Source organism: Streptomyces sp. NPDC020490 (genome assembly GCF_044335305.1).
Taxonomy (GTDB): Bacteria; Actinomycetota; Actinomycetes; order Streptomycetales; family Streptomycetaceae; genus Streptomyces.
Window position 1 is genome coordinate 52,092 of record NZ_JBIRUY010000030.1, and the last position, 19,559, is coordinate 71,650.

16 protein-coding genes and 4 pseudogenes are annotated in these 19,559 nt (G+C 74.3%); 11 read left to right on the forward strand and 9 right to left on the reverse strand.

Features of this window, described 5'->3' with window-relative positions; all coding sequences use genetic code 11:
* Positions 1-29 precede the first annotated feature (29 nt).
* The 4 genes from ACH4ZX_RS27905 (at position 30) to ACH4ZX_RS27920 (ending at position 4,325) form a co-directional block, all read left to right on the forward strand.
* Positions 30-800: an MIP/aquaporin family protein gene (locus ACH4ZX_RS27905; RefSeq protein ID WP_398278307.1), complete on the forward strand. Its 771-nt coding sequence runs from the start codon at positions 30-32 to the stop codon at positions 798-800.
* The gene (dhaK, locus tag ACH4ZX_RS27910) at positions 797-1,795 is read left to right on the forward strand and encodes a dihydroxyacetone kinase subunit DhaK (RefSeq protein WP_398278310.1); all 999 of its coding nucleotides are present in this window, start codon (positions 797-799) and stop codon (positions 1,793-1,795) included. Before ACH4ZX_RS27905 ends, dhaK begins: the two co-directional genes overlap by 4 nt.
* Positions 1,796-1,953: 158 nt before the next feature.
* A complete protein-coding gene (gene dhaL, locus ACH4ZX_RS27915; protein WP_398278313.1) occupies positions 1,954-2,643 on the forward strand; it encodes a dihydroxyacetone kinase subunit DhaL in 690 nt (229 codons plus the stop codon).
* The gene (locus ACH4ZX_RS27920; RefSeq protein WP_398278316.1) at positions 2,640-4,325 is read left to right on the forward strand and encodes a putative PEP-binding protein; all 1,686 of its coding nucleotides are present in this window, start codon (positions 2,640-2,642) and stop codon (positions 4,323-4,325) included. Before dhaL ends, ACH4ZX_RS27920 begins: the two co-directional genes overlap by 4 nt.
* Positions 4,326-4,427: 102 nt before the next feature.
* Here the strand turns inward: ACH4ZX_RS27920 and ACH4ZX_RS27925 are convergent, their stop codons facing one another.
* The gene (locus ACH4ZX_RS27925; RefSeq protein WP_398278481.1) at positions 4,428-4,997 is read right to left on the reverse strand and encodes a DinB family protein; all 570 of its coding nucleotides are present in this window, start codon (positions 4,995-4,997) and stop codon (positions 4,428-4,430) included.
* 667 nt (positions 4,998-5,664) lie between these two features.
* Positions 5,665-5,793: pseudogene (locus ACH4ZX_RS27930) on the reverse strand (SAM-dependent methyltransferase); the annotation flags it as partial.
* A 285-nt stretch (positions 5,794-6,078) separates the two neighbouring features.
* Here ACH4ZX_RS27930 and ACH4ZX_RS27935 point away from each other — a divergent pair.
* The 4 genes and pseudogenes from ACH4ZX_RS27935 to ACH4ZX_RS27950 form a co-directional block, all read left to right on the forward strand.
* Positions 6,079-6,822, forward strand: a complete 744-nt coding sequence (locus tag ACH4ZX_RS27935) for an SOS response-associated peptidase (RefSeq protein ID WP_398278319.1) — start codon at positions 6,079-6,081, stop codon at positions 6,820-6,822.
* A 38-nt stretch (positions 6,823-6,860) separates the two neighbouring features.
* A pseudogene (locus ACH4ZX_RS27940) lies at positions 6,861-7,241 on the forward strand (ATP-binding cassette domain-containing protein); the annotation flags it as partial.
* A gap of 334 nt (positions 7,242-7,575) precedes the next feature.
* A pseudogene (locus ACH4ZX_RS27945) lies at positions 7,576-7,794 on the forward strand (1,4-alpha-glucan branching protein); the annotation flags it as partial.
* Positions 7,793-8,536, forward strand: a pseudogene (locus ACH4ZX_RS27950) (LysR substrate-binding domain-containing protein); the annotation flags it as partial. The pseudogenes ACH4ZX_RS27945 and ACH4ZX_RS27950, both read left to right, overlap by 2 nt.
* Positions 8,537-8,615: 79 nt before the next feature.
* On the opposite strand, the gene ACH4ZX_RS27955 reads toward ACH4ZX_RS27950, so the two are convergent.
* The 4 genes from ACH4ZX_RS27955 to ACH4ZX_RS27970 all read right to left on the reverse strand — a co-directional run bounded on the left by ACH4ZX_RS27955 (position 8,616) and on the right by ACH4ZX_RS27970 (position 13,728).
* Positions 8,616-10,349 carry an Ig-like domain repeat protein gene (locus tag ACH4ZX_RS27955; RefSeq protein ID WP_398278322.1) on the reverse strand — a complete coding sequence of 578 codons (1,734 nt, stop codon included), beginning with the start codon at positions 10,347-10,349 and terminating at the stop codon, positions 8,616-8,618.
* Positions 10,350-10,534: 185 nt separating this feature from the next.
* Positions 10,535-11,680 (reverse strand): RNA polymerase sigma factor, encoded by a 1,146-nt coding sequence (locus ACH4ZX_RS27960; RefSeq protein WP_398278484.1) that lies wholly within the window; start codon positions 11,678-11,680, stop codon positions 10,535-10,537.
* 5 nt (positions 11,681-11,685) lie between these two features.
* Positions 11,686-12,093, reverse strand: a complete 408-nt coding sequence (locus ACH4ZX_RS27965) for a YciI family protein (RefSeq protein ID WP_398278324.1) — start codon at positions 12,091-12,093, stop codon at positions 11,686-11,688.
* A 141-nt stretch (positions 12,094-12,234) separates the two neighbouring features.
* Positions 12,235-13,728, reverse strand: a complete 1,494-nt coding sequence (locus ACH4ZX_RS27970) for a long-chain fatty acid--CoA ligase (RefSeq protein ID WP_398278327.1) — start codon at positions 13,726-13,728, stop codon at positions 12,235-12,237.
* Positions 13,729-13,883: 155 nt separating this feature from the next.
* On the opposite strand from ACH4ZX_RS27970, the gene ACH4ZX_RS27975 reads away from it, so the two are divergent.
* Positions 13,884-15,050 (forward strand): PucR family transcriptional regulator, encoded by a 1,167-nt coding sequence (locus ACH4ZX_RS27975; RefSeq protein WP_398278330.1) that lies wholly within the window; start codon positions 13,884-13,886, stop codon positions 15,048-15,050.
* Between the two features lie 24 nt (positions 15,051-15,074).
* Here the strand turns inward: ACH4ZX_RS27975 and ACH4ZX_RS27980 are convergent, their stop codons facing one another.
* The gene (locus ACH4ZX_RS27980) at positions 15,075-15,332 is read right to left on the reverse strand and encodes a hypothetical protein (protein WP_398278333.1); all 258 of its coding nucleotides are present in this window, start codon (positions 15,330-15,332) and stop codon (positions 15,075-15,077) included.
* A gap of 160 nt (positions 15,333-15,492) precedes the next feature.
* Here ACH4ZX_RS27980 and ACH4ZX_RS27985 point away from each other — a divergent pair, with 160 nt between their 5' ends.
* Both ACH4ZX_RS27985 and ACH4ZX_RS27990 read left to right on the forward strand, forming a co-directional pair.
* Positions 15,493-16,188, forward strand: a complete 696-nt coding sequence (locus tag ACH4ZX_RS27985) for a helix-turn-helix transcriptional regulator (protein ID WP_398278336.1) — start codon at positions 15,493-15,495, stop codon at positions 16,186-16,188.
* 32 nt (positions 16,189-16,220) lie between these two features.
* Positions 16,221-16,775, forward strand: a complete 555-nt coding sequence (locus tag ACH4ZX_RS27990) for a DUF3291 domain-containing protein (protein WP_398278339.1) — start codon at positions 16,221-16,223, stop codon at positions 16,773-16,775.
* An 86-nt stretch (positions 16,776-16,861) separates the two neighbouring features.
* Here ACH4ZX_RS27990 and ACH4ZX_RS27995 read toward each other — a convergent pair whose 3' ends face one another.
* Together ACH4ZX_RS27995 and ACH4ZX_RS28000 are read right to left on the reverse strand one after the other, a co-directional pair.
* The gene (locus ACH4ZX_RS27995) at positions 16,862-17,653 is read right to left on the reverse strand and encodes an inositol monophosphatase family protein (protein ID WP_398278342.1); all 792 of its coding nucleotides are present in this window, start codon (positions 17,651-17,653) and stop codon (positions 16,862-16,864) included.
* A 98-nt stretch (positions 17,654-17,751) separates the two neighbouring features.
* Positions 17,752-19,515, reverse strand: a complete 1,764-nt coding sequence (locus ACH4ZX_RS28000) for a protein kinase (RefSeq protein WP_398278345.1) — start codon at positions 19,513-19,515, stop codon at positions 17,752-17,754.
* Positions 19,516-19,559 lie beyond the last annotated feature (44 nt).

The following is a 19,559-nucleotide window of genomic DNA, read 5'->3' on the forward strand; positions in this document are numbered from 1 at the left end:
GAGCCGCAGCCCGGCACGGCGCGCCGTCCATGGAAGAAAACACCTACCCACAGAAGCTTCTCGCCGAGGCGCTGGGCACCGCGGTGCTCGTGTTCATCGGCGTCGGCTCGGTCCCCGCAACGCTCATCGTCGGCGGCGACGCGCCGTTCACCATGGCGCAACTGGGCATGATCTCCCTGGCCTTCGCCACGGCCGTGATCGCCATGGTCCACGCGATCGGACACATCTCCGGCTGCCAGATCAACCCGGCCGTCACCCTGGCGCTGGCCGTCACCGGGAAGATGCCCTGGCGGGACGTCCCCGGCTACATCGCCGCCCAGGTGGCCGGCGCGGTGCTGGGCGCCCTCGCGATCGTCGGAGTGCTGGGCAAGAAGGCCGTCGATGTCGGCCTCGGCATCGCCGCCTACGGCACCGGCGTCGGCGCCGGTCAGGCGTTCTTCGCCGAGGCCGTCGGCACGTTCATCCTCGCCTTCGTCGTCTTCGGCGCCGTCGACCGGCGCGCGGCCGGCGGATTCGCGGGCCTGGCGATCGGGCTCGGCGTCTTCGCCATCATCATCCCGGTGGCACCCGCCACCGCGGCGTCCATCAACCCGGCCCGCACACTCGGCCCCATGATCACCGGACAGCTCTTCGGCGGAACGGTCCACTGGGACCAACTGCCCGTCTACCTGGCCGCCGAGGTGATCGGCGCCATCGCCGCCGGTGTCCTCTACACCGCCCTCAACACCCACCGCGCATCCGCCGCCCCGGCCGACAACCGGGACGCCGCGCCCGCCACCGCCGAAGGAGCCCTGTCGTGAAGAAGCTCATCAACGCGCCTGAGGCGGTGCTGGACGACGCCCTGGCCGGGATCGCCGCGGCCCACCCGGAGCTGACGGTCGACCGGGCGAAGAAGGTGATCGCCCGCGCGGGCGGCGCCAGGGCGGGCAAGGTCGCCCTCGTCTCCGGCGGCGGCTCCGGGCACGAGCCCCTGCACGGCGGCTTCGTGGGACTCGGCATGCTGGACGCGGCCTGCCCGGGCGAGGTGTTCACCTCGCCCGTACCCGACCAGATGCTGGCCGCCGCGCAGGCCGTCGACGGCGGCGCGGGCGTGGTGTTCGTCGTGAAGAACTACACCGGCGACGTCCTCAACTTCGAGATGGCCGCCGAACTCGCCGCCGACGAGGGCCTCACCGTCGAGACCGTCCTGGTCGACGACGACGTCGCCGTGCAGGACTCCACGTTCACCGCCGGCCGCCGCGGCACCGGAGCGACCGTCTTCGTCGAGAAGATCGCCGGCGCCCTCGCCGAGCAGGGCGCCGACCTCGCCGCCGTCGCCGAGATGGGCAAGCGGGTCAACGCCGCCAGCCGGTCCTTCGCCGTGGCGCTGACCGCCTGCACCACTCCCGCCTCCGGCAGGCCGGGCTTCGAACTGCCCGAGGACGAGATGGAGGTCGGCGTCGGCATCCACGGCGAGCCCGGCCGGCGCAGGGAGAAGCTCCGCTCGGCCAGGGAGATCGTCGCCACCGCCCTCGACGCGATCCTCGCCGACCAGCCACTGGCCGCCGGCGACGAGACCATCGTCATGGTCAACGGCCTGGGCGGCACTCCTCTCATCGAGCTGTACGTCGTCTTCAACGAGGTCGCCGCCGCCCTCGCGGACCGGGGGGTGGTCATCGCCCGCAACCTCGTCGGGAACTATGTGACCAGCCTCGACATGGCGGGCGTTTCCCTCACCGTGTGCAAGGCCGATGCCGACATGCTGTCCCTGTGGGACGCACCCGTGAACACCCCGGCACTGCGCTGGGGAAGCTGAGCCGAGCCGGGGGCGGGGCCGCGCGACCGGGGCGCCCGGCCGGGGACCTGCCCCCTCCGGCCGGACGGAACCGCACTCCCCGGGTCCGCCCCGCCCCCGCCCCCGGCTCACCCGGCCGTGAACCGCTCCCCGACCATGAGCACGACCGCTCCCTGACCATGAGCACGACCACTCCCGACCATGAGCACGACCGCGTACCGACCATGAACGGAGACACCGTGGACACCGACCTCGCCCGCGCGTGGGTGCAGGCCATCGCCGCCGCCATGGACCAGCACAAGGACCACCTCACCCAACTCGACTCGGCCATCGGCGACGCCGACCACGGCATCAACATGCACCGCGGCTTCTCCGCCGTCACCGCCGCCCTGGCCGCCGCGGACCCGGACACCGTCGGAGCCGTCCTGGTCAAGGTCGGCACCACCCTCATCTCCAGCGTCGGAGGCGCGTCCGGTCCGCTGTACGGCAGCGCTTTCCGCACCATGGGCAAGGCGCTTCAGGCCCCGGCGGCGGACGTGCCGCAGTTCGCCGCCGCGCTCGCCGCCGGGCTGCAGAGTGTGCAGAAGCTCGGCGCGGCCGCCCCCGGCGACAAGACGATGATCGACGCCTACGCCCCCGCGGTGGACGCCTTCCGGCAGCGGGCCGAATCCGGCGAAGGTTTCGCCGCCGCGGCGCTCGCCGCGGCGGACGCCGCCGAGGAGGGCATGCGCGCCACCACGCCGATGCAGGCCCGCAAGGGCCGCGCCTCCTACCTCGGCTCCCGCAGCATCGGCCACCAGGACCCCGGCGCCACCTCCACCGCCCTGATCTTCCGCGCCCTGGCGGAGACGGCCGAGGCCGCCCGATGACCCGCCGGACCTACCCCGGCCGGACGGCCGCACCCGGCACCGCCCTGGGGTTCCTGCACCGCACCGACCGCCCGCCTGCCGACACCGTGCCGTCCCCGCCCGCGGGCGGGGATCCCGCCCGGCAGATCACCGACGCCTTCGACGCCGTCGCCGCCGCCCTGCTCGACCTGTCGGCGGCGCTGCGCGCGCGGGGCGAGGACGAGCAGGCCGACATCATGGAGGTCAACGGCTACCTCGCCCAGGACGCCGACCTGCGCGAACAGGCCGTCAAACACACGCGGCAGGGGCTGCCGGCGCCCGCCGCCGTACGGCAGGCCGTGGACACCTACGCCGGCATCATCGCCGCGCTGGACGACCCGACCCTGGCCGAACGCGCCGCCGACATCCGGCAGGTCGGCCGCCGGGTCCTGGCCCGGCTGCACGGCGAAACCGCCCCCGCACCCGACCGGCCCCTGGTCCTGGCCGCCCACGAGATCGGCGCGGCGGACCTGCTCGAACCCGGCCGCACCGTGACCGCCGCCGTCTCCGTCACCGGCGGACCCAACTCCCACGCCGCCATCGTCGCCCGGTCCCTGGGCATACCCCTCCTGCTCGCCGTCGACCCGGCCCTGCTCGACGAGGAGGACGGGCAGGAAATGCTCCTGGACGCCGACCGGGCGACAGCGGTGGCCGACCCCGGCGACGACGAACGCGGCAGCGCGCTGCACGCCATGGAGGCCGCCCGCGCCCGCCGCGACGCGCTCGCCGCGGAACGCCACCTCCCGGCCCGGACGCTGGACGACCACCTTGTCGTGGTGCGGGCCAATGTCGCCACCCCGGCCGACGCCCGCGCCACGCTGACCGCGCACGCCGACGGTGTCGGCCTGCTCCGCACCGAACTGCCCTTCCTCCACCACCGCGCCTGGCCCACCCGCGCCCAGCACACGGCGGCCCTCGTCCCCGTCCTGCGCCCCCTCGCCGGCCGGACGGTCGTGGTCCGCACCCTGGACTTCGCCGACGACAAACTGCCGCCGTTCCTCTCGACGGGCCACGCGGACGGACGCATCGGCCGCGGGCTGCCGCTCATGCTGGCCCAACCGGAGGCGTTCGCCGACCAGTTCCGCAGCCTCCTCGCCGCCGGCGCGGAGACGGACCTGCGGATCATGATCCCGATGGTGGCGAGCGTGGACGAACTGCGCTCCTGCCGAGCGCTGCTGGAGTCCGCCGCCGCGGAACTCGGCGTGTCCGCACCCCCGTTGGGCATCATGGTCGAGCTCCCCGAGGCCGTCGCGGCGGCCGACGACCTGGCCCGCGAGGCGGCGTTCTTCTCCATCGGCAGCAACGACCTGACCTGTCAGATCCTGGGCCTGGACCGCCGCGACCCCGCCGCCACCCCGGCGATGGCCGCGCATCCCGACGTGCTGCGCGCCGTCTCCGAGGTGGTCGCCGCCGCACACCGCCACCACCGCCAGGTCTCCGTCTGCGGCGACGCGGCGGCCCACCCCCTGGTCGCCCCGCTGCTCATCGGCCTCGGCTGCGACAGCCTGTCCGTCGCCCCCGCCGCCCTCGACGAGGTCCGGGCCCGTGTCCGCAGGCTCCACCACGGCACCTGCGCCACCACCGCGACCGCCGCCCTCGCCCTGCGCACCCCCGAGGACGTGTGGCGCCTGGCCGAGCGGCACTGCCTGCCGCCACTGCCGTGACGGCCGCCGGCCGCGCTCGTCACCGGGCACCCGGTGACGAGCGGGGCCCGGCGCCCGGCTGACGCCGTCCTCACCGACGGAGAGGGCGGCCCGCGGCCCCGGTCACTGGCCGACTCGCCCGTCGACGCACTCGCGCAGCAGGTCGGCGTGCCCGCAGTGCCGGGCGTACTCCTCGATCCGGTGCACCAGCAGCTCCCGGACGGCGATGCCCTCCTTGCCCACGCGCTCGCCCAGGTCCGGATGCGCGGCCAGCGCGGCATCGGTCGCGGCCTGCTCGCGCGCCAGATCCACGTACGCGGCGTCGACCACGTCCTGCTCGGCGACGGCTCCGTCGAAGTCCGCGTCCCGCGCGCCGTACAGCTTCGGCAACGGGTCACCGTCGCCGATCCAGTTGCGCCAGTCCCGTTCGACCTCGGCTAGGTGCCGCACCAGGCCGAGCAGCGACATCGTCGACGGCGGAACCGAACGGCGGGCCATCTGCTCCGCGTCCAGCCCCTCGCACTTCATGCGCAGGGTCAACCGGTAATTCGTCAAATAGTCCTGCAGTGTGGCGAGTTCACCGTCCGGACTGTTCCCCTCGCTGTCGCGGGGGTCGTCGTCCGGGTCGGCCCACATGTCGGGGTAGACGGTGGCCTGGGTCCATCGTGCGGGCTGGTCGCTCATGCGGCACATGGTGGTGTGCGGGCGCCGCGGCACGCGAGCCGTTTTCGGGGCTGAACGCTCCCGGCCCCTCCGGCCGGACGGCGATCCGGGCCCTCCGGCCGGATGTCGGTGCCGTGGTCTGCCGTCTGGCCCATGACGAGCTCGGCACGGACCGCCGACGCGGCCGACTGCCCTCGTCAGTAAGGCAGGAGGGGAAGGTCATGCCTTGATCACACGGACGGCGGCACACCCGGGAGGCGCGCCATGGCGCCGACGATCCCCGCGCGGGAAGCACTGCTGGACGCGGTCGGACACGGCCGCGTCGAGGAGGTCCACGCGTTGCTCAAGAACCCGGGGAGGCCCACCTCGACCGCACGGCGCTGATCGACCGCTGCCTCGGCCGGCTGCTGCGCGGCGGGGACCGGCCGCAGGAACTGAGCGGCTTCTGGAACCTGCTGGAGAGCTTCGGGCCGACCGAGGAGGAGCCGGCGCGGCGAGTGGGCGACTGGGCGCGGCTGCCCGCGCCCGCGCCCATTGCCGGTCGCGCCCAGGACCTGCTGCGACGCATCCAGGAGGCTGGACGGCTGGACGTCTCCGTGCGTCGAACAGGCCCGCCGCCTGCGCTACAGCCGCCTGACGGCGCCGCTCGCCCGCCGTGCGCTGCGGGTGCCCCGCGCTCCGCGCCCGGCGACCCCGGCTACCGCGGACGCCGTGCGACGAAGACGAGCTCCCGGCCGGGCCGGTCGGGAGCGTCACGGACGTCGTCGAGCACGTACCCCTGCGCGTCCAGGTCCGCCTCGACCTCCTGCCGACCGCGGAAGCGCACCTTCTTCGTCCGCGACCTGCGCGCTCCCTTCGGCGGCGTCGGCGACTCCGGCGTCGGCCGCGAGGGCGGCAACTTCAGCCGCGAGTTCTTCACCGAACCCAAGGCGGTCGTCATGCAGATCACCCAGGACTGACCGCCGGACCGGGGGACCGTCCGGGCGGCTGCCTCCACGCCGCGGGGGAAGGCAGCCGCCCGGGCACGTGCCGAAGGGACGGCCCGGTCGCCACGGCGTGGGACACGGCCCCGGCGTGGTGACCGGGCAGGTCGCGGTGGCAGAGTGGCCGTATGTGCGGTCGATACGTGTCCACTCGCAGCCCGCGGGAACTGGCCCCGCTGTTCGGGGTGACCGACTGGCGCGCCGACGAGACGCTCGCGCCGAACTGGAACGTCGCCCCGACCGACGACGTGTGGGCCGTCCTGGAACGCACGCCGAGGAACACGGACGGCACGGCCGCGGCGGAGCGGGAACTGCGCCCGCTGCGCTGGGGCCTGGTGCCGTCCTGGGCGAAAGACATGAAGATCGGCGCCCGCCTGATCAACGCGCGGATGGAGACCGTGCACGAGAAACCCGCCTTCCGCCGCGCGTTCGCCCGCCGCCGCTGCCTGCTGCCCGCCGACGGCTTCTACGAGTGGGAGCAGACCGAGGACCCCCGCACCGGCAGGCCGCGCAAGCAGCCGTACTTCATCCACCCCGAGGACGGGCAGGTGATGGCGCTCGCCGGCCTGTACGAGTACTGGCGCGACCCGGCCGTCGGTCACGACGACGACTCCGCCGCCTGGCTGATGACCTGCACGATCATCACCACCGAGGCCACCGACGAGGCCGGCCGCGTCCACCCCCGCATGCCGCTCGCCCTCACCCCCGGCCACTACGACGCCTGGCTCGACCCCGCCCACCAGGACCCCGACGAGCTGCGGGCCCTGCTGGACCGTCCGGCAGGCGGCCACCTGAACGCCCGCCCGGTCTCCACCGCTGTCAACAACGTCCACAACAACGGCCCGCACCTCCTCGACGAACTCGCGGCCTGACCCCGCCCGGCGGCCCTCCGGCCGTTCAGGGCAGGCGGCGGGCGCCGTCCAGGCAGTGCGGCACCGCGGCCACCCGTCGGTCCACCTGGTCGGCCGGCGACAGGTCGAGCCTGGCGAACCGCCCGGCCGAGCTCTCCGGCGGCCAGCAGCGACGGGCGGCCCTGGTACGCGCGTTGGCGGCCCGGCCGGCCGTCGTGCTCGCGGACGAGCCGACCGGGGCGCTGGACCTGCGCACCGCCCGCCAGGTCCTCGACCTGTTGCGGGGCCTCGTCGACGACCTGGGCCGGACCGTCGTCATGGTCACCCACGACCCGGCCGCCGCGGCCCGCGCCCACCGGGCGCCGGTGATGGCCGACGGCCGCGTGGTGGGCTCCCCGGACAGCCCGACGGCACCCGAACTGGCGGACCGGGCCGCCGCCCAGGAGCACCACCCGAGCGGGGACCTGCCGATCGCGCTCCCCGAACGCGCCGTCGTCCCCTCCCGGCTCGTCTCCCGGCCGGCCGGACTGCCGGGCGTCACCGCCGCGGTCGGCGGCATCAGCTTCCCGGCGGCGGTCGTCGGCGCCGACGGCCGGCCCGTGCCGCTCGCCGAAGACCCCGGCACCGCCGGGCACGGCTGGTCCTCGACCCGGCTGCTGACCCGGCCGGTGTGACGCCGGGAGCCCCGGGGCGGCGCACCCGGGGCGCCCGGCGGCACACCGAGGATGCGAAAGAATGGGGGCCTTACCGGCTCGAGGAAAGAGAATCTCCCGCATGGCCGTCATCCATCAGACCGTTCTCGAGCCGACCAAGCTGGAACTGCTCACCTCCTGGCTGCCGTCCCGCCCGTGGTACCGCGGTGGCGCGGGCGGACCGGAGCTGGCGAAGGCCGGCGGTTTCCGGCTGGACGACCCGGAGGGCGAGGTCGGCATCGAGTTCATCGTGACCACCGACACCTCCGGCCCCGACCCGGTCTCCTATCTGGTGCCGCTCCCGACGCCTGTACGAGCCGCTGCAGCGGGCGCTCGCCGAGATCGACGGAGCCGTCCGCCAGGGCGACGACTTCGACCCGGCGACCATGGCGGGCCGCTTCACCGTCGCCCTCTCCGACCTGGGTGAGACGACGCTGCTGCCGCGCCTCGCGGCGGCGGCCCGCGAGCGGGCGCCCCGCGTGTCCTTCGCGGTGCGCCCACTGGACGTGGACCAGGCCGAGAGCCGGCTGCGCCGCGGCGAACTCGACGCCTTCGTCGCCACCCCGGTGCTGACCTCCCACCGCACGGTGCGGATCCCGCTCTTCCAGGAGCGCTACGTCGGCATGGTCGCCGCCGGCCACCCCCGGATCCGCGGCGCGTCGGTCACCCTGCCGGAGCTCGCGGCCGAACAGCACGCCACCGTGTACGGCCCCAGCGGCCATACCCTGCCCAGGTCCGTGCTCGCCACCCACGGCCTGCTGGACCGGGTGGCGGTGGACGCCACCCGCTTCTCGACGCTGCCCTACCTGCTGGAGCGGACCGACCTCGTCGCGATCGTCCCCGAGTACGTCGGCGAGGTCTTCACCGCCTCCCACCGCCTCCGCCTGCTGCGCCTGCCGTTCGAGACCGAGCCGACCGAGGTCGCCCTCTACGCCCGCCACGAGGCGTCCCGCAACCCGGCCCAGCGCTGGCTCGTCCACTTCATGGCCGAGGTCCTGGGCGAACTGGTCAGCCCGGCGCAACTGCCGCCGAGCGCCGGCTGAGCCACCGCACAAGCGGCCCCGGCGGCGGCCCGCTCCGCTGGATGTCCGGCGGAGCGGGGTGGGAGGGGAGAGGACCGGGTTACCGCTTGACGTACACCGTCGCCGACGCCGTCGACGCCTCGTGCAGGTCGTCGCCCGGCCAGCTGACCGTGTAGGTCGCGTCGCCCCGGGTGCGCGGCAGGTCGTCGATGGTGAACGTGCCGTCGGCCGCGACCGTCACCGAGGACAGCGCGCCGGTGCCGAGCCGGTCCGTCCGCGTGACCTTGAGCACCGCCCGGTCGGGCAGCGCCTTGCCCTGCGCGGTGAACGTGCCGGTGATCTCGACGCCCGTGCTCAGCGAGCCCTCCGCGGGCGCCGTCAGCGCGATCGAGGTGGGCGCCTTGCCGACGGACACCGTGGTGGTGATGTCCTCGGCGGGGCGGTGGGTCAGATCGCCGAGGAAGGAGACGGTGTACGTGGCGTCGCCGACCAGGCCGGGCTCGTCGAGGACGGTGAAGGTGCCGTCGTCCTTGACGGTGGCGGTGCCCAGGTCGTGGGTGCCGTCGGCGTCGGTCCGGGTCGCGGCGACCTTCAGCGGCTCGGCGGGGGCGGGACCGTCGTACGCCAGCCTGCCGCGCACGGCGAGCGGCTCGCCCGCCACGGCCTGGGCCGGGCTGTGGGTGAGCGCGTCGGTGAAGCGGACGTCGTACTGCACGGCCGGGGGCTGGATGATGTGCAGCCAGAACTGGTTGCCGGCGGCGTTGGTGGTCACGGCGAACAGCCGCGAGCCGTCGGCGGACCACTCCAGGCCGCGCGGAGCGACCCGGTCGCCGTCGAGGCTGCCCTCGAAGGCGAACTCCAGCGGGGCCGTCGAGTCGTTCGGGTCGGCGGGCTGCACGAGCAGGTCGGGCGTGGAGCCGCCGGCCGCCGCGCCGCGCGCGAGGTACTTGCCGTCGCCGCTGAACGCGACGGCGGAGGCAGCGGCGCCGGACGGGAGGGCCGGATGGCCGACGGGCGCGTCCGACAGGTCGCCGGTGTTCAGCAGCCGGGTGCCGGCGGAGGCGTCGGCGACGGCGACCCGGGCGCCGTCCGGGGACACGGCGATGTCCTTCAGGTTCAGCGCGCCCTTGCCGTCGGCGTCGGCGAAGCGCCGCCCGGCGGTGCGCACGAGGGTCTGACCGCTCGCGTCGTACACCGCCAGGAACGGGTCGGCCGCCTGCGCGTTGAGCGGCTGCCCCATCAGCAGGCGGTCGCCCGCCCCGGCCTCCAGCTGCAGCTTGCCGTAGTCCTGCCAGCCGGTGCGCGGCGCGCCGCTGTCGGGGACGTAGGAGTCCAGGTAGGTGAGCGTCGAGTCGCACTGCGACACGGAGGACGCGTACGGCGTGGTGAAGTACAGCTTGCCGCCGGCGAGGGCGAGGCTGCGGCCGCAGGTGTCGGTGGACACGTACACGCCGCTGATCAGCTGGTACGTGGTGGTGTCGTACCGCATGATCCTCTCGCGCTCGCCGGCGTAGAGCGTGGAGCCGTCGTCGCTCAGCGCCAGTCCGGAGACGTGGTACTGCGTGCTGATCGTGCTGATCCGCTCGCCCTGGAAGGTGTAGACGGCGATCACGCCGTAGTTGTAGTAGCTGCCCATGTTGCTGTCGGCGACGTACACGCGCTGGTGCGCGGAGTCCACCGCGAGCGCCGAGTACGAGGCGATGGGCAGCTTGGCCACGGCGTCGGAGGCCGCCGCGTGCGCCGCGGGCGCGGCGGCGAGGGTCAGTCCGGCCCCGGCGAGCTGGGCGGCGAGCAGGACGGCCGCAAGACGTCCGGGACGGTGTGCGCTCTTCAATTGTGCCCCCCACAGGCTGAGTCGGGTGCTCACGGGGTCCGTGGCGCACCTGTAACGGCCATCAGACATCCGCGCCGATCCCCCATCAAGGGGGCACGCCGCGCCGTGGCGTGGCGGGCCCCGGGAGCGAACGGGAGTGAAACCGGCCGCCGCCGGCCGGGCGCCCGTCCTCCACGGACGGCCGGTCAGCGGCGGAGCTGGGCGTTGAGCCGCGCGGCCTGCCGGGTGAGGTGGTCGCGCTCGGGGAGGTTGGGCGCGGCCCGGGCGGCTTCCGCGTAGAGCCGCGCCGCGGTCATCAGGTCACCGTCGCGCTCGCGCAGGTACGCCGCGACGGCGGTGTGGCGGGGCAGGGCGGGGTCGAGGTCCGCGAGGGCGGCCAGCCCGGCCCGCGGGCCGTCGGCCTCGCCGACCGCGACGGCCCGGTTGAGGCGGGCCACCGGGCTGTCGGTGAGCCGCACCAGTTCGTCGTACCACTCGACGATCTGCACCCAGTCGGTCTCCGCGGCCGTCCGGGCGTCCGCGTGCAGGGCGGCGACGGCGGCCTGGGCCTGGAACTCGCCCAGCCGGTCGCGGGCGAGCGCCGCCTGCAGCACGTCGACGCCCTCGGCGATCAGACGGGTGTCCCACAGGCCGCGGTCCTGCTCGGCGAGGGGGACGAGCCTGCCGTCCGGGCCGGTCCGCGCCCGGCGCCGCGCGTGGTGCAGCAGCATCAGCGCGAGCAGGCCCGCCACCTCCTCATGACGGGTCATGGCCGCGAGCCGGCGGGTGAGCCGGATCGCCTCGGCGGCGAGGTCGACGTCGCCGGAGTAGCCCTCGTTGAAGACCAGGTAGAGCACGCGCAGCACCGTCGCCACGTCACCGGGCTGGTCGAAGCGGACGCCCGCGACGGTCCGCTTGGCCCTGCTGATGCGCTGGGCCATGGTCGCCTCCGGAACGAGGTAGGCCCGGGCGATCTGCCGTGTGGTCAGACCGCCCACCGCGCGCAGCGTCAGCGCGACCGCCGAGGCCGGCGTCAGGGAGGGGTGCGCGCACAGGAAGTACAGCTGGAGCGTGTCGTCCCGCGCCGCGCCCGGCCCGGGCGCGGGCTCGCCCTCGACGAGCGCCTCGCGCCGCCGCCGGGAGGTGTCGGCGCGGACCGCGTCCAGGAACTTCCGCCAGGCCACGGCGACCAGCCAGCCCTTGTGGTCCCGCGGCGGATCGTCCGGCCACACGCGCACCGCTTCGATCAGCGCCTCCTGCACGGCGTCCTCGGCCGCCGCGAAGTCGGCTCCGCGGCGGACGAGAACGCCGATCACGGCAGGAGCGAGGGTCCGCAGCAGGGCCTCGTCCACCGGGGTCACTCCGTGATGGTCTCGGGCGCAGTGAGGAACGGGCGCACCTCGAGCCACTCGTGGATCGGCTTCCCGCCCGCGCCGGGAGCCGCGGACAGCTCGCCGGCCAGCTCCAGCGCCCGCTCGTAGCTGTCGACGTCGATCACCATCCAGCCGGCGATCAGGTCCTTGGTCTCCGCGAACGGGCCGTCGGTGACCGGCGGCCGCCCCTCGCCGTCGTAGCGGACGAACGTGCCCTCCGGGGAGAGCGCCTGCCCGTCGACGAACTCCCCGGTGCCTTCGAGGCGGGCCGCGAAGTCCTGCATGTACCGGATGTGCGCCGAGACCTCCTCCGGCGTCCACTGGTCCATCGGCACGTCGTTGACCGCCGCCGGCGCGCCCCGGTAGTGCTTGAGCAACAGGTACTTGGCCATGGTGTTCTCCTCGGTGCGCTACGGCCCATTGTGGCCGCGTTCACCCAGGGGACGCAGCCGCACCCGCGATCTCGACATCCCTCCGCGATATTTCTTCTCCCGGGTCTCCGGCGCACCGGCGGCGCCCCGCGAGCAGGGCCCTCAGGAGAGCCGGGCGGTGATCTCCCGCTTGAGGATCTTGCCGCTCGGGCCCATCGGCAGCGCGTCCATCAGCCACACCTGGCGCGGGTACTTGTAAGCGGCCACCCGCTCGCGCACGAACTCCTGCAGCCCCTCGGGCGTCTCCTCGGCACCCGCGCGCAGCACGACCGCCGCCGCCACCTCCTCGCCGAGCCTGTCGTCGGGGACGCCCACGACGGCGGCGAGGGCGACCGCCGGGTGCTCGTGCAGCACCTCCTCGATCTCCCGCGGGTAGACGTTGTAGCCGCCGCGGATGATGAGGTCCTTCTTGCGGTCGACGATGTAGAGGTAGCCGTCCTCGTCCTGGCGCGCCAGATCGCCGGTGCGCAGCCAGCCGTCGGGCACCGCGGCCGCGGTCTCCTCCGGGCGGTTCCAGTACTCCTTCATCACGTTCGGCCCGCGCACGGCCAGTTCGCCGACCGTGCCGGGGGCGACGTCCTGGCCGGCGTCGTCGACCAGCCGGACCTCGACGTCGCGGATGGGGGTGCCGATGGATCCCGGCTTGCGGGGGCGGCCGAGATGGTTGAAGGAGACGACCGGGCTGGTCTCGGACATGCCGAAGCCCTCGAGGATGGCGCAGCCGAAGCGGCGCTCGAAGGCGTGCAGCAGTTCCACCGGCAGGGACGCGCCGCCCGAGACGCACATCCGCAGGCTGGAGACGTCGGCCTCGGCGCCGGCCGGGTGCTGGAGCAGGGCCGCGTACATGGTGGGCACGCCCTCGAACACGGTCGCCCCGTCCCGGACGATGGCCTCGAGCACGGTCGCCGGGTCGAAGCGCGGGATGAGCGTGAGCGAGGCGCCGCCGAAGACGGCGGTGTTCATCGTGCAGGTCTGGCCGAAGATGTGGAACAGCGGCAGACAGCCCACGATGACGTCCTCGGGCGTGAGGTGCTGCACGTCGGTGACGTTGACCTCCGTGTTGTGGCGCAGCCCCGCGTGGGTGAGCGCGGCGCCCTTGGGGCGGCCGGTGGTGCCGGAGGTGTACAGCAGGACGGCGATGTCGTCGCCGGCCACCGCGGCGACCTCGTGGAGCGGCTCCAGCGGCGCCAGTTCGGCGGCGAAGGCGGCGGGCTCCACGGCGATGTGCCGCACCCCGGCGGCGGCCGCGCCCTGCGCCCCCTCGCCCGGGGCCGCGTGCCACTCGAACAGCAGCACGGCGCCCGAGTCCCGCAGGTGGTACTCGGTCTCCCGGGACTTGAGCAGCGGGTTCATCGGCACCACGATGCCCCCGGCGCGCAGGATGCCGTAGTAGAGCACCACGAACTCCGGCACGTTCGGCAGCATGAGGGCGACCCGGTCGCCCACCCGCAGGCCCTCGGTGCGCAGCAGCGCCGCGGCCTGCGCGCTCAGCCGGTCCAGTTCGGCGTAGTCGGTGGTCGCCGTCCCCAGCCGCAGCGCCGGCCGCTCGGGCTGCCGCCGCGCCGTCTCCACCAGGAATTCCGCCAGATTGGCCATGATGCCTCCTTGCATCCCGCTCGCGGCTGACGGGTCCCGCCGTCACCGCTGCCGGAATGTTCACGCCCGGGACGGGACGGGTCCATGGCGGCACGGACAGCTCCCACCCCACCAGATTGTTCCTGGGGACATTGAACAGGCCGTACGCTGCGGGTATGGGACTCTCGGACGTGGCCGCGGCGTTGCGTGACCGGCTGCCGGAATTGGGCGGGAACATGGCGCGGCGCATCCGTTCCGAGGTCGAGTCCTACACCGACGAGACCCTGATCCCGTTCGCCTCGCTGCACGAGTCCTGCACGGCCAACGCCGACATGGTGCTCGGCCATCTCGCCTGTCGCACGGACCCCGACGTGCGCTCCGCCTGGGAGACCGGCCGCCTGCGCGCCGAGCAGGGCGTCCCCCTGGCGGACACCCTGCACGCCTTCCGGGTCGGCTTCGAGTACCTGTGGTCGCGGATGATCGACGAGGCCCGGCGGCACCCCGAGGTCACGGACGCGCAGCTGGTCGCGGGCTCGTCGGACATCTGGGCGCTGTCCGGACGCTACGCCGAGGCCGTGGCCGCCTCCTACCGGGAGACCAGCGCGGAACTGGCGCTGCGCCGCGAGGCGCGCCGCTCGGCACTGGTCGAGGCACTGTTCACCGGCGCCCTGGCGGAGCGCACCACGCCGTGGGAGGCCGCCGGGCAGCTCGGCCTGAGCGAGCGCGGACCGTACGCGGTGGTGGCCGCGGCCGTTCCGGATCCCGGCCAGGAGCCGCTGCCCGGGATCGAGGGCGCGTTGCGCGAGGCCCGTGTGCCCTCCGCCTGGCGCCTGCTGCCCGACGCCCAGATCGGCGTGGTCTCACTGACGCACCCCGGCGCCGAGACCGTGGGCCTGCGCCTGCTGCGCCGGCACCGCGCCCGCGTGGGGGTCAGCCCCCTCTTCGACTCGCTGCGCGACACACCGCAGGCACTGCGCTTCGCCCGGCTCGCCCTGAACCGGGTGCCGGGCGACGGTCCGGGCGTGGCCCGCTTCGACGACCGTCCCCTCGCGATGCTGGTCACGGCGGCCCCGGCGGAGGCGAAACGTCTGGTGGAGGTCGTCCTGGGCCCGGTGCTGGCCCTGCCCGCCGCGGAGCGCGCGCGGCTGCTGGAGACCCTGGGGCAGTGGTTCGCGGCGGGCGGCGTCGCGGCCGAGGCGGCGAAGGGGCTCTACGTCCACCCCAACACCGTGCGCTACCGGCTCCGCCGCATCGAGGAGCTGACGGGACGGTCGCTGTCCGACCCGGCCGCCCTCGCCGACCTGGGCACCGCCCTGCACGCACTGCGCCTGCTGCCGGAGTGACCGGCCCGCCGCCGGTCCCGCCCGCTACGACGGCACGTCGTCACCCTCGCTGTGGTCGCGGACCCAGTTCTTGTGGGCGTTCGAGCCTTCCCGTCCGGGCGAGATCCTGAGCACGGCCCCGCCGTCGATCTGCTCCAGGCCGGTGATCACATAGGGAGACCCGGTGTGCACCGCGATGCGGATGCTGCCGTTGCCGAACTCCGTCACCCGCAGGGTCCGTCCGCCGGACAGCGGGATGTCCCGCTTGCCGATCTCCACCGGTCGCTCGTCCGCCGCAGCCATGCCCCGACTCCTCGTCCGCCATGCCGGATCGCTGCCCACACGGTACTGATCATGCGCCGGGAGAGTGAGGTGTACGGGCCGATTCCCGGACCGTTCTGTGACCGCGTCGGCGTGGCGCGACCTTTCTATCTCCAATCGGGGTTGTTCCTAGAATGGCCGGGTGGAGGACATCGAAGCGATCGCGGCGCTGCAGGATCCGGTACGGCGCCGTCTGTACGAGTACGTGGTGGCGCAGGGGCGTGAGGTCGGCCGCAACGAGGCCGCGGAGGCGGCCGGGGTGGCGCGCACACTGGCCGCGCACCACCTGGACCGGCTGACGGAGGCGGGGCTGCTGGAGACCGGCAGCCGCCGCCTGACCGGCCGTTCGGGGCCCGGGGCGGGGCGTCCCGCGAAGGTGTACACGCGGGCGCGGGGCGAACGAGCGGTGTCGCTGCCCGCCCGCGACTACCGCACGGCCGCGGAACTCCTCGCCGAGGCCGCCGAGGAGGCCGGGCTGGACGCCGGACTGTGCGCGGCCGCGCGCCGCCGGGGCGAGGCCCTGCGCGGCGTGGCGGCGCCCTGCGGCGGGCTCGACGAGGCCGCGGAGATGCTGGCCGCCCGGGGCTACGAACCGTACCTGGCGGGCGCCGAAGAGGCGGGTGCCGGGGAGGCGGGCGGGGCGGCCGGGCGCGTGGTCCGGATGCGCAACTGCCCCTTCCACGCCGTCGCCGAACGCTTCCCGCCGCTCGTGTGCGGCATGAATCTCGCACTGCTGGAGGGGCTGCTCGGCACGGACGGTCCCGTGCGCGCCCGGATGGACGCCCGGCCGGGGGAGTGCTGCGTGGTGGTCGAGGATTCTAAAAACAAACTTGATTGACATAGAAATGGGCGCCGTGCTGGGATGAGGCCATGACCGCATCCGTGCCCGCCGCCCACCTCGCCCAGCTCAACGTCGCCACGCTCCGCCACCCCCTCGACGACCCGCGCACGGCGCCGTTCGTCGAGATGCTCGACCCGGTCAACGCCGCCGCCGAGGGCGCGCCCGGCTTCGTGTGGCGGCTCGTGGAGGAGGGGGCGGCCGACGCCACCGGCCTGCGCCCGGCGGGGGAGAACGTCATCGTCAACCTGACGGTGTGGGAGTCCCCGGAGGCCCTGTGGGACTTCACCTACCGCAGCGGGCACCTGGAGGTGATGCGGCGGCGCCGCGAGTGGTTCGAGCGGCACGCCGAGGCGCACCTGGCGCTGTGGTGGGTCCCCGCCGGCCACCTCCCGACCGTCGGCGAGGCCCTGGAACGGCTGGCCCACCTGCGGGCACACGGGCCGTCCCCGCGCGCGTTCACCTTCGCCTCCTCGTACACCGCCGCCGAGGCCGCCCAGCACCTCGAACCCGTGCCGCCGGCGCGGGCCGAGCGGACGGCCGACAGTGACCCGTCGGCCCGTGCCGGGGACGCGGCGGCCGTATGACGGAGGGGATCGTGTGACGAGGGGGGCGTCAGGACGTGGGCCGGGCCTTCCCGAGGCCGCCGCGGCAGGCGATGGCGGCCTCCGGCTCAGCCGTGGATGATCGACATCAGCGCCCGGTGGGTTTCGTCGTCGGCGGCCGCCACGAGTCCGCGGCCCGCCGGTCCGACCGGGGCGCCGTCGATCCCGGTGACCACGCAGCCGGCCGACCGGCACAGGGAGATGCCGGCGGCGAAATGCACGCTCCCGGACAGGTCGCCACCGTCCGTGACGTATGCGGCGCGCTTGCCGGCGGCGACCCACGCCAACGCCAGAGTCGTGGACACGACCCGGGGCCGGAACCGTTCCACGAACCCGGGGTGCCGGAGCAGGTCCACAGCCCGGAAGCCGGGGGCGCCGGGGAACGGCGGATCCAGGTTCACGTCCACGAGCCGGGTCGTGGACATGGGCGCCAGCAGAGCGTCGACACCGTCGCGCCGTACCCGGGCGGTCTCACCGTCGGTGAAGAAGACCTCGCCGCTGAACGGGTCGGCCACCGCCGCCGCACCGCCGCGCAGGGCCACGTTGACGGCCACCAGCATGCTGCCGACGGCGTAGTTCAGCGTGCCGCACAGGGGATCCACCAGCCACTGGCGGGCGGCCCCGGCGGCACCCTGCTGCCCGCCCTCCTCGCCGAGCACGGCGTCATCGGGCCTGGCGGCGTGAATGACGCCGAGGATCGTCTTCTCGGCCTCCACGTCGGCGGCGGTGGCGAAGTCCCCGGCGCCCTTGTCGACACGGGTGAGCGTCCGGCCGTACATGGCGCGCACGACGTCCGCGCCGGCCCGCGCCGCGGCCACCGCCACCTCGGTGTCGTCGAGGCCCGCATACGAGTTGATCACGTCAGGCAGGGTATCGGCGGCGAGGGCTCGGGAACCGGCCGATTCCGGCGTTCCCGGTCCCCGGCGAAGCCGGCCTGCCCGACGTACGGTTGCGGCGGTCAGCCCTCCGCGGGCACCACCCGCCTCACCTTGCCGTCGGTGTCGGCCTCGATGTAGCCGGAGCCGTAGGTGCCCGACAGGTAGACGGCCATGCCGGCCGGGTCGCCGAACGTGGTGTCGGGCTGCCTCACGAGCAGGTAGCGCGACTGCGGATCCTCGACGTTCAGCTTCTTCTCCGCCTGCGCGAAGAGCGCCGGGACCCTGTCCCAGTTGAAGTCGTCGAGACTGACGGGCTGAGTTCCGCCGGTCAGGGTGCCGGAGATGATGTCCTTCGTCACGCCCTGGCCGGGACGGTAGGTGTAGGAGTCGTAGCGGGTCTTGCTGCCCTTGACCATCATCCGGGCGTTGGCGTAGTCGGGGTAGACGGTGAAGTCGCCGAACATGGTCCGGCCGGTCGCCTTCTTGAACGCCTTGACGGCGCTCCGGATGCCGTCGGGGGTGAGCAGGCCGTCGCTCTGGTTGTCCGGTGCCCCGTCGGCGGCGGTGGTGGTGGGTGAGGCGGTCGTGTCCAACGCGGTCCCGCCCGACGCGGTCCCGCCCGACGCCGAGGCCGTGGCGGACGCGGCGGCCGAGGCGCCGGCCTTCGCGTCACCGGAGTCGCCGGAGTCGCCGCCGAGCGGGACCAGCCACCAGACCAGTGCCACGGTGCCCGCGAGGGAGGCGCCCAGCGCGCTCAGCAGCACGGCCCGGCCGGAGCCGCGCCGGCCGTCCGTGCGCATGGGCGCGGTCACTTTCTGCGGCGGGGCCGTGGTCGCGGGCCCGAACGGGGAGAGCGGCGGACCGAAGCCCGCGGGGACCGACGGGTGCGCGGGCGCGGTGGGGTGCCCGGCGCCGAGCCGGCCGGACGGCGGGTGCAGCGCGTAGGAGGTGGGCTGGTCGAGCGGCGCTGCTCCTCCGGGGACAGCCGGCCGGGGGGCTCCCGTTTCCGCCGCGACCAGCATCCGGTCCAGTGTGGCGGCGTCCGGCCGCGCCGACGGGTCCCGCACGAGCACGCTCGTCAGCACGTCCTGCAGGGAGCCCGCCCGCACCGGCGGCGGCACGTCCTCGTGCAGGACCGCGGCGAGCGTGGCGATGGTGGTGCCGCGGCGCAGCGGGTGGTGTCCCTCCACGGCCGTGTACAGCATCATGGCCAGCGACCACAGGTCGGACGCGGCCCCGCCCTCCTGTCCCGTGATGCGTTCCGGTGCCATGAAGTCCGGGGTGCCGATGATGGACCCGGTCGCGGTGAGGGAGGTGTTCTCACGGATCGCCGCGATGCCGAAGTCGGTGAGCACGGGACGGCCGTCGGGGCGCAGCAGGACGTTGGCGGGCTTGACGTCCCGGTGCTGGATGCCGGCGTCGTGCGCGGCGGTCAGCGCGGCCAGCACGCCCCGGCCGATCCGGGCCGCCTCCTCGGGCGGCATCGGTCCCCGGGCCAGCCGGTCGGCCAGTGAGCCGCCGGTGACGAGTTCCATCACGATCCACGGATAGGTGCCGTCGCCGCCGTCGACGATGTGGTGGATCGTCACGACGTTCGGATGGTCGATCCTGGCCAGCGCCCGTGCCTCGCGCAGGACCCGCTCGCGCAGCATCCGCGCGGCCTCGGGGTCGTACTCGGCGAGGTCCTGGTCGGGCGGGCGGACCTCCTTGATCGCCACCTGCCGGTGCAGCACCAGGTCCCTGGCCCGCCAGACCGTCCCCATCCCGCCGCCACCGAGGCGGGCCTCCAGCTCGAAGCGCCCGTCGACGACCCGCCGTTCGGTGCCTCTGTCTGCCTCACTCATGCGCGGGAGCTTAGTTGTCGTGACCGACACAGTCCGAACATAGT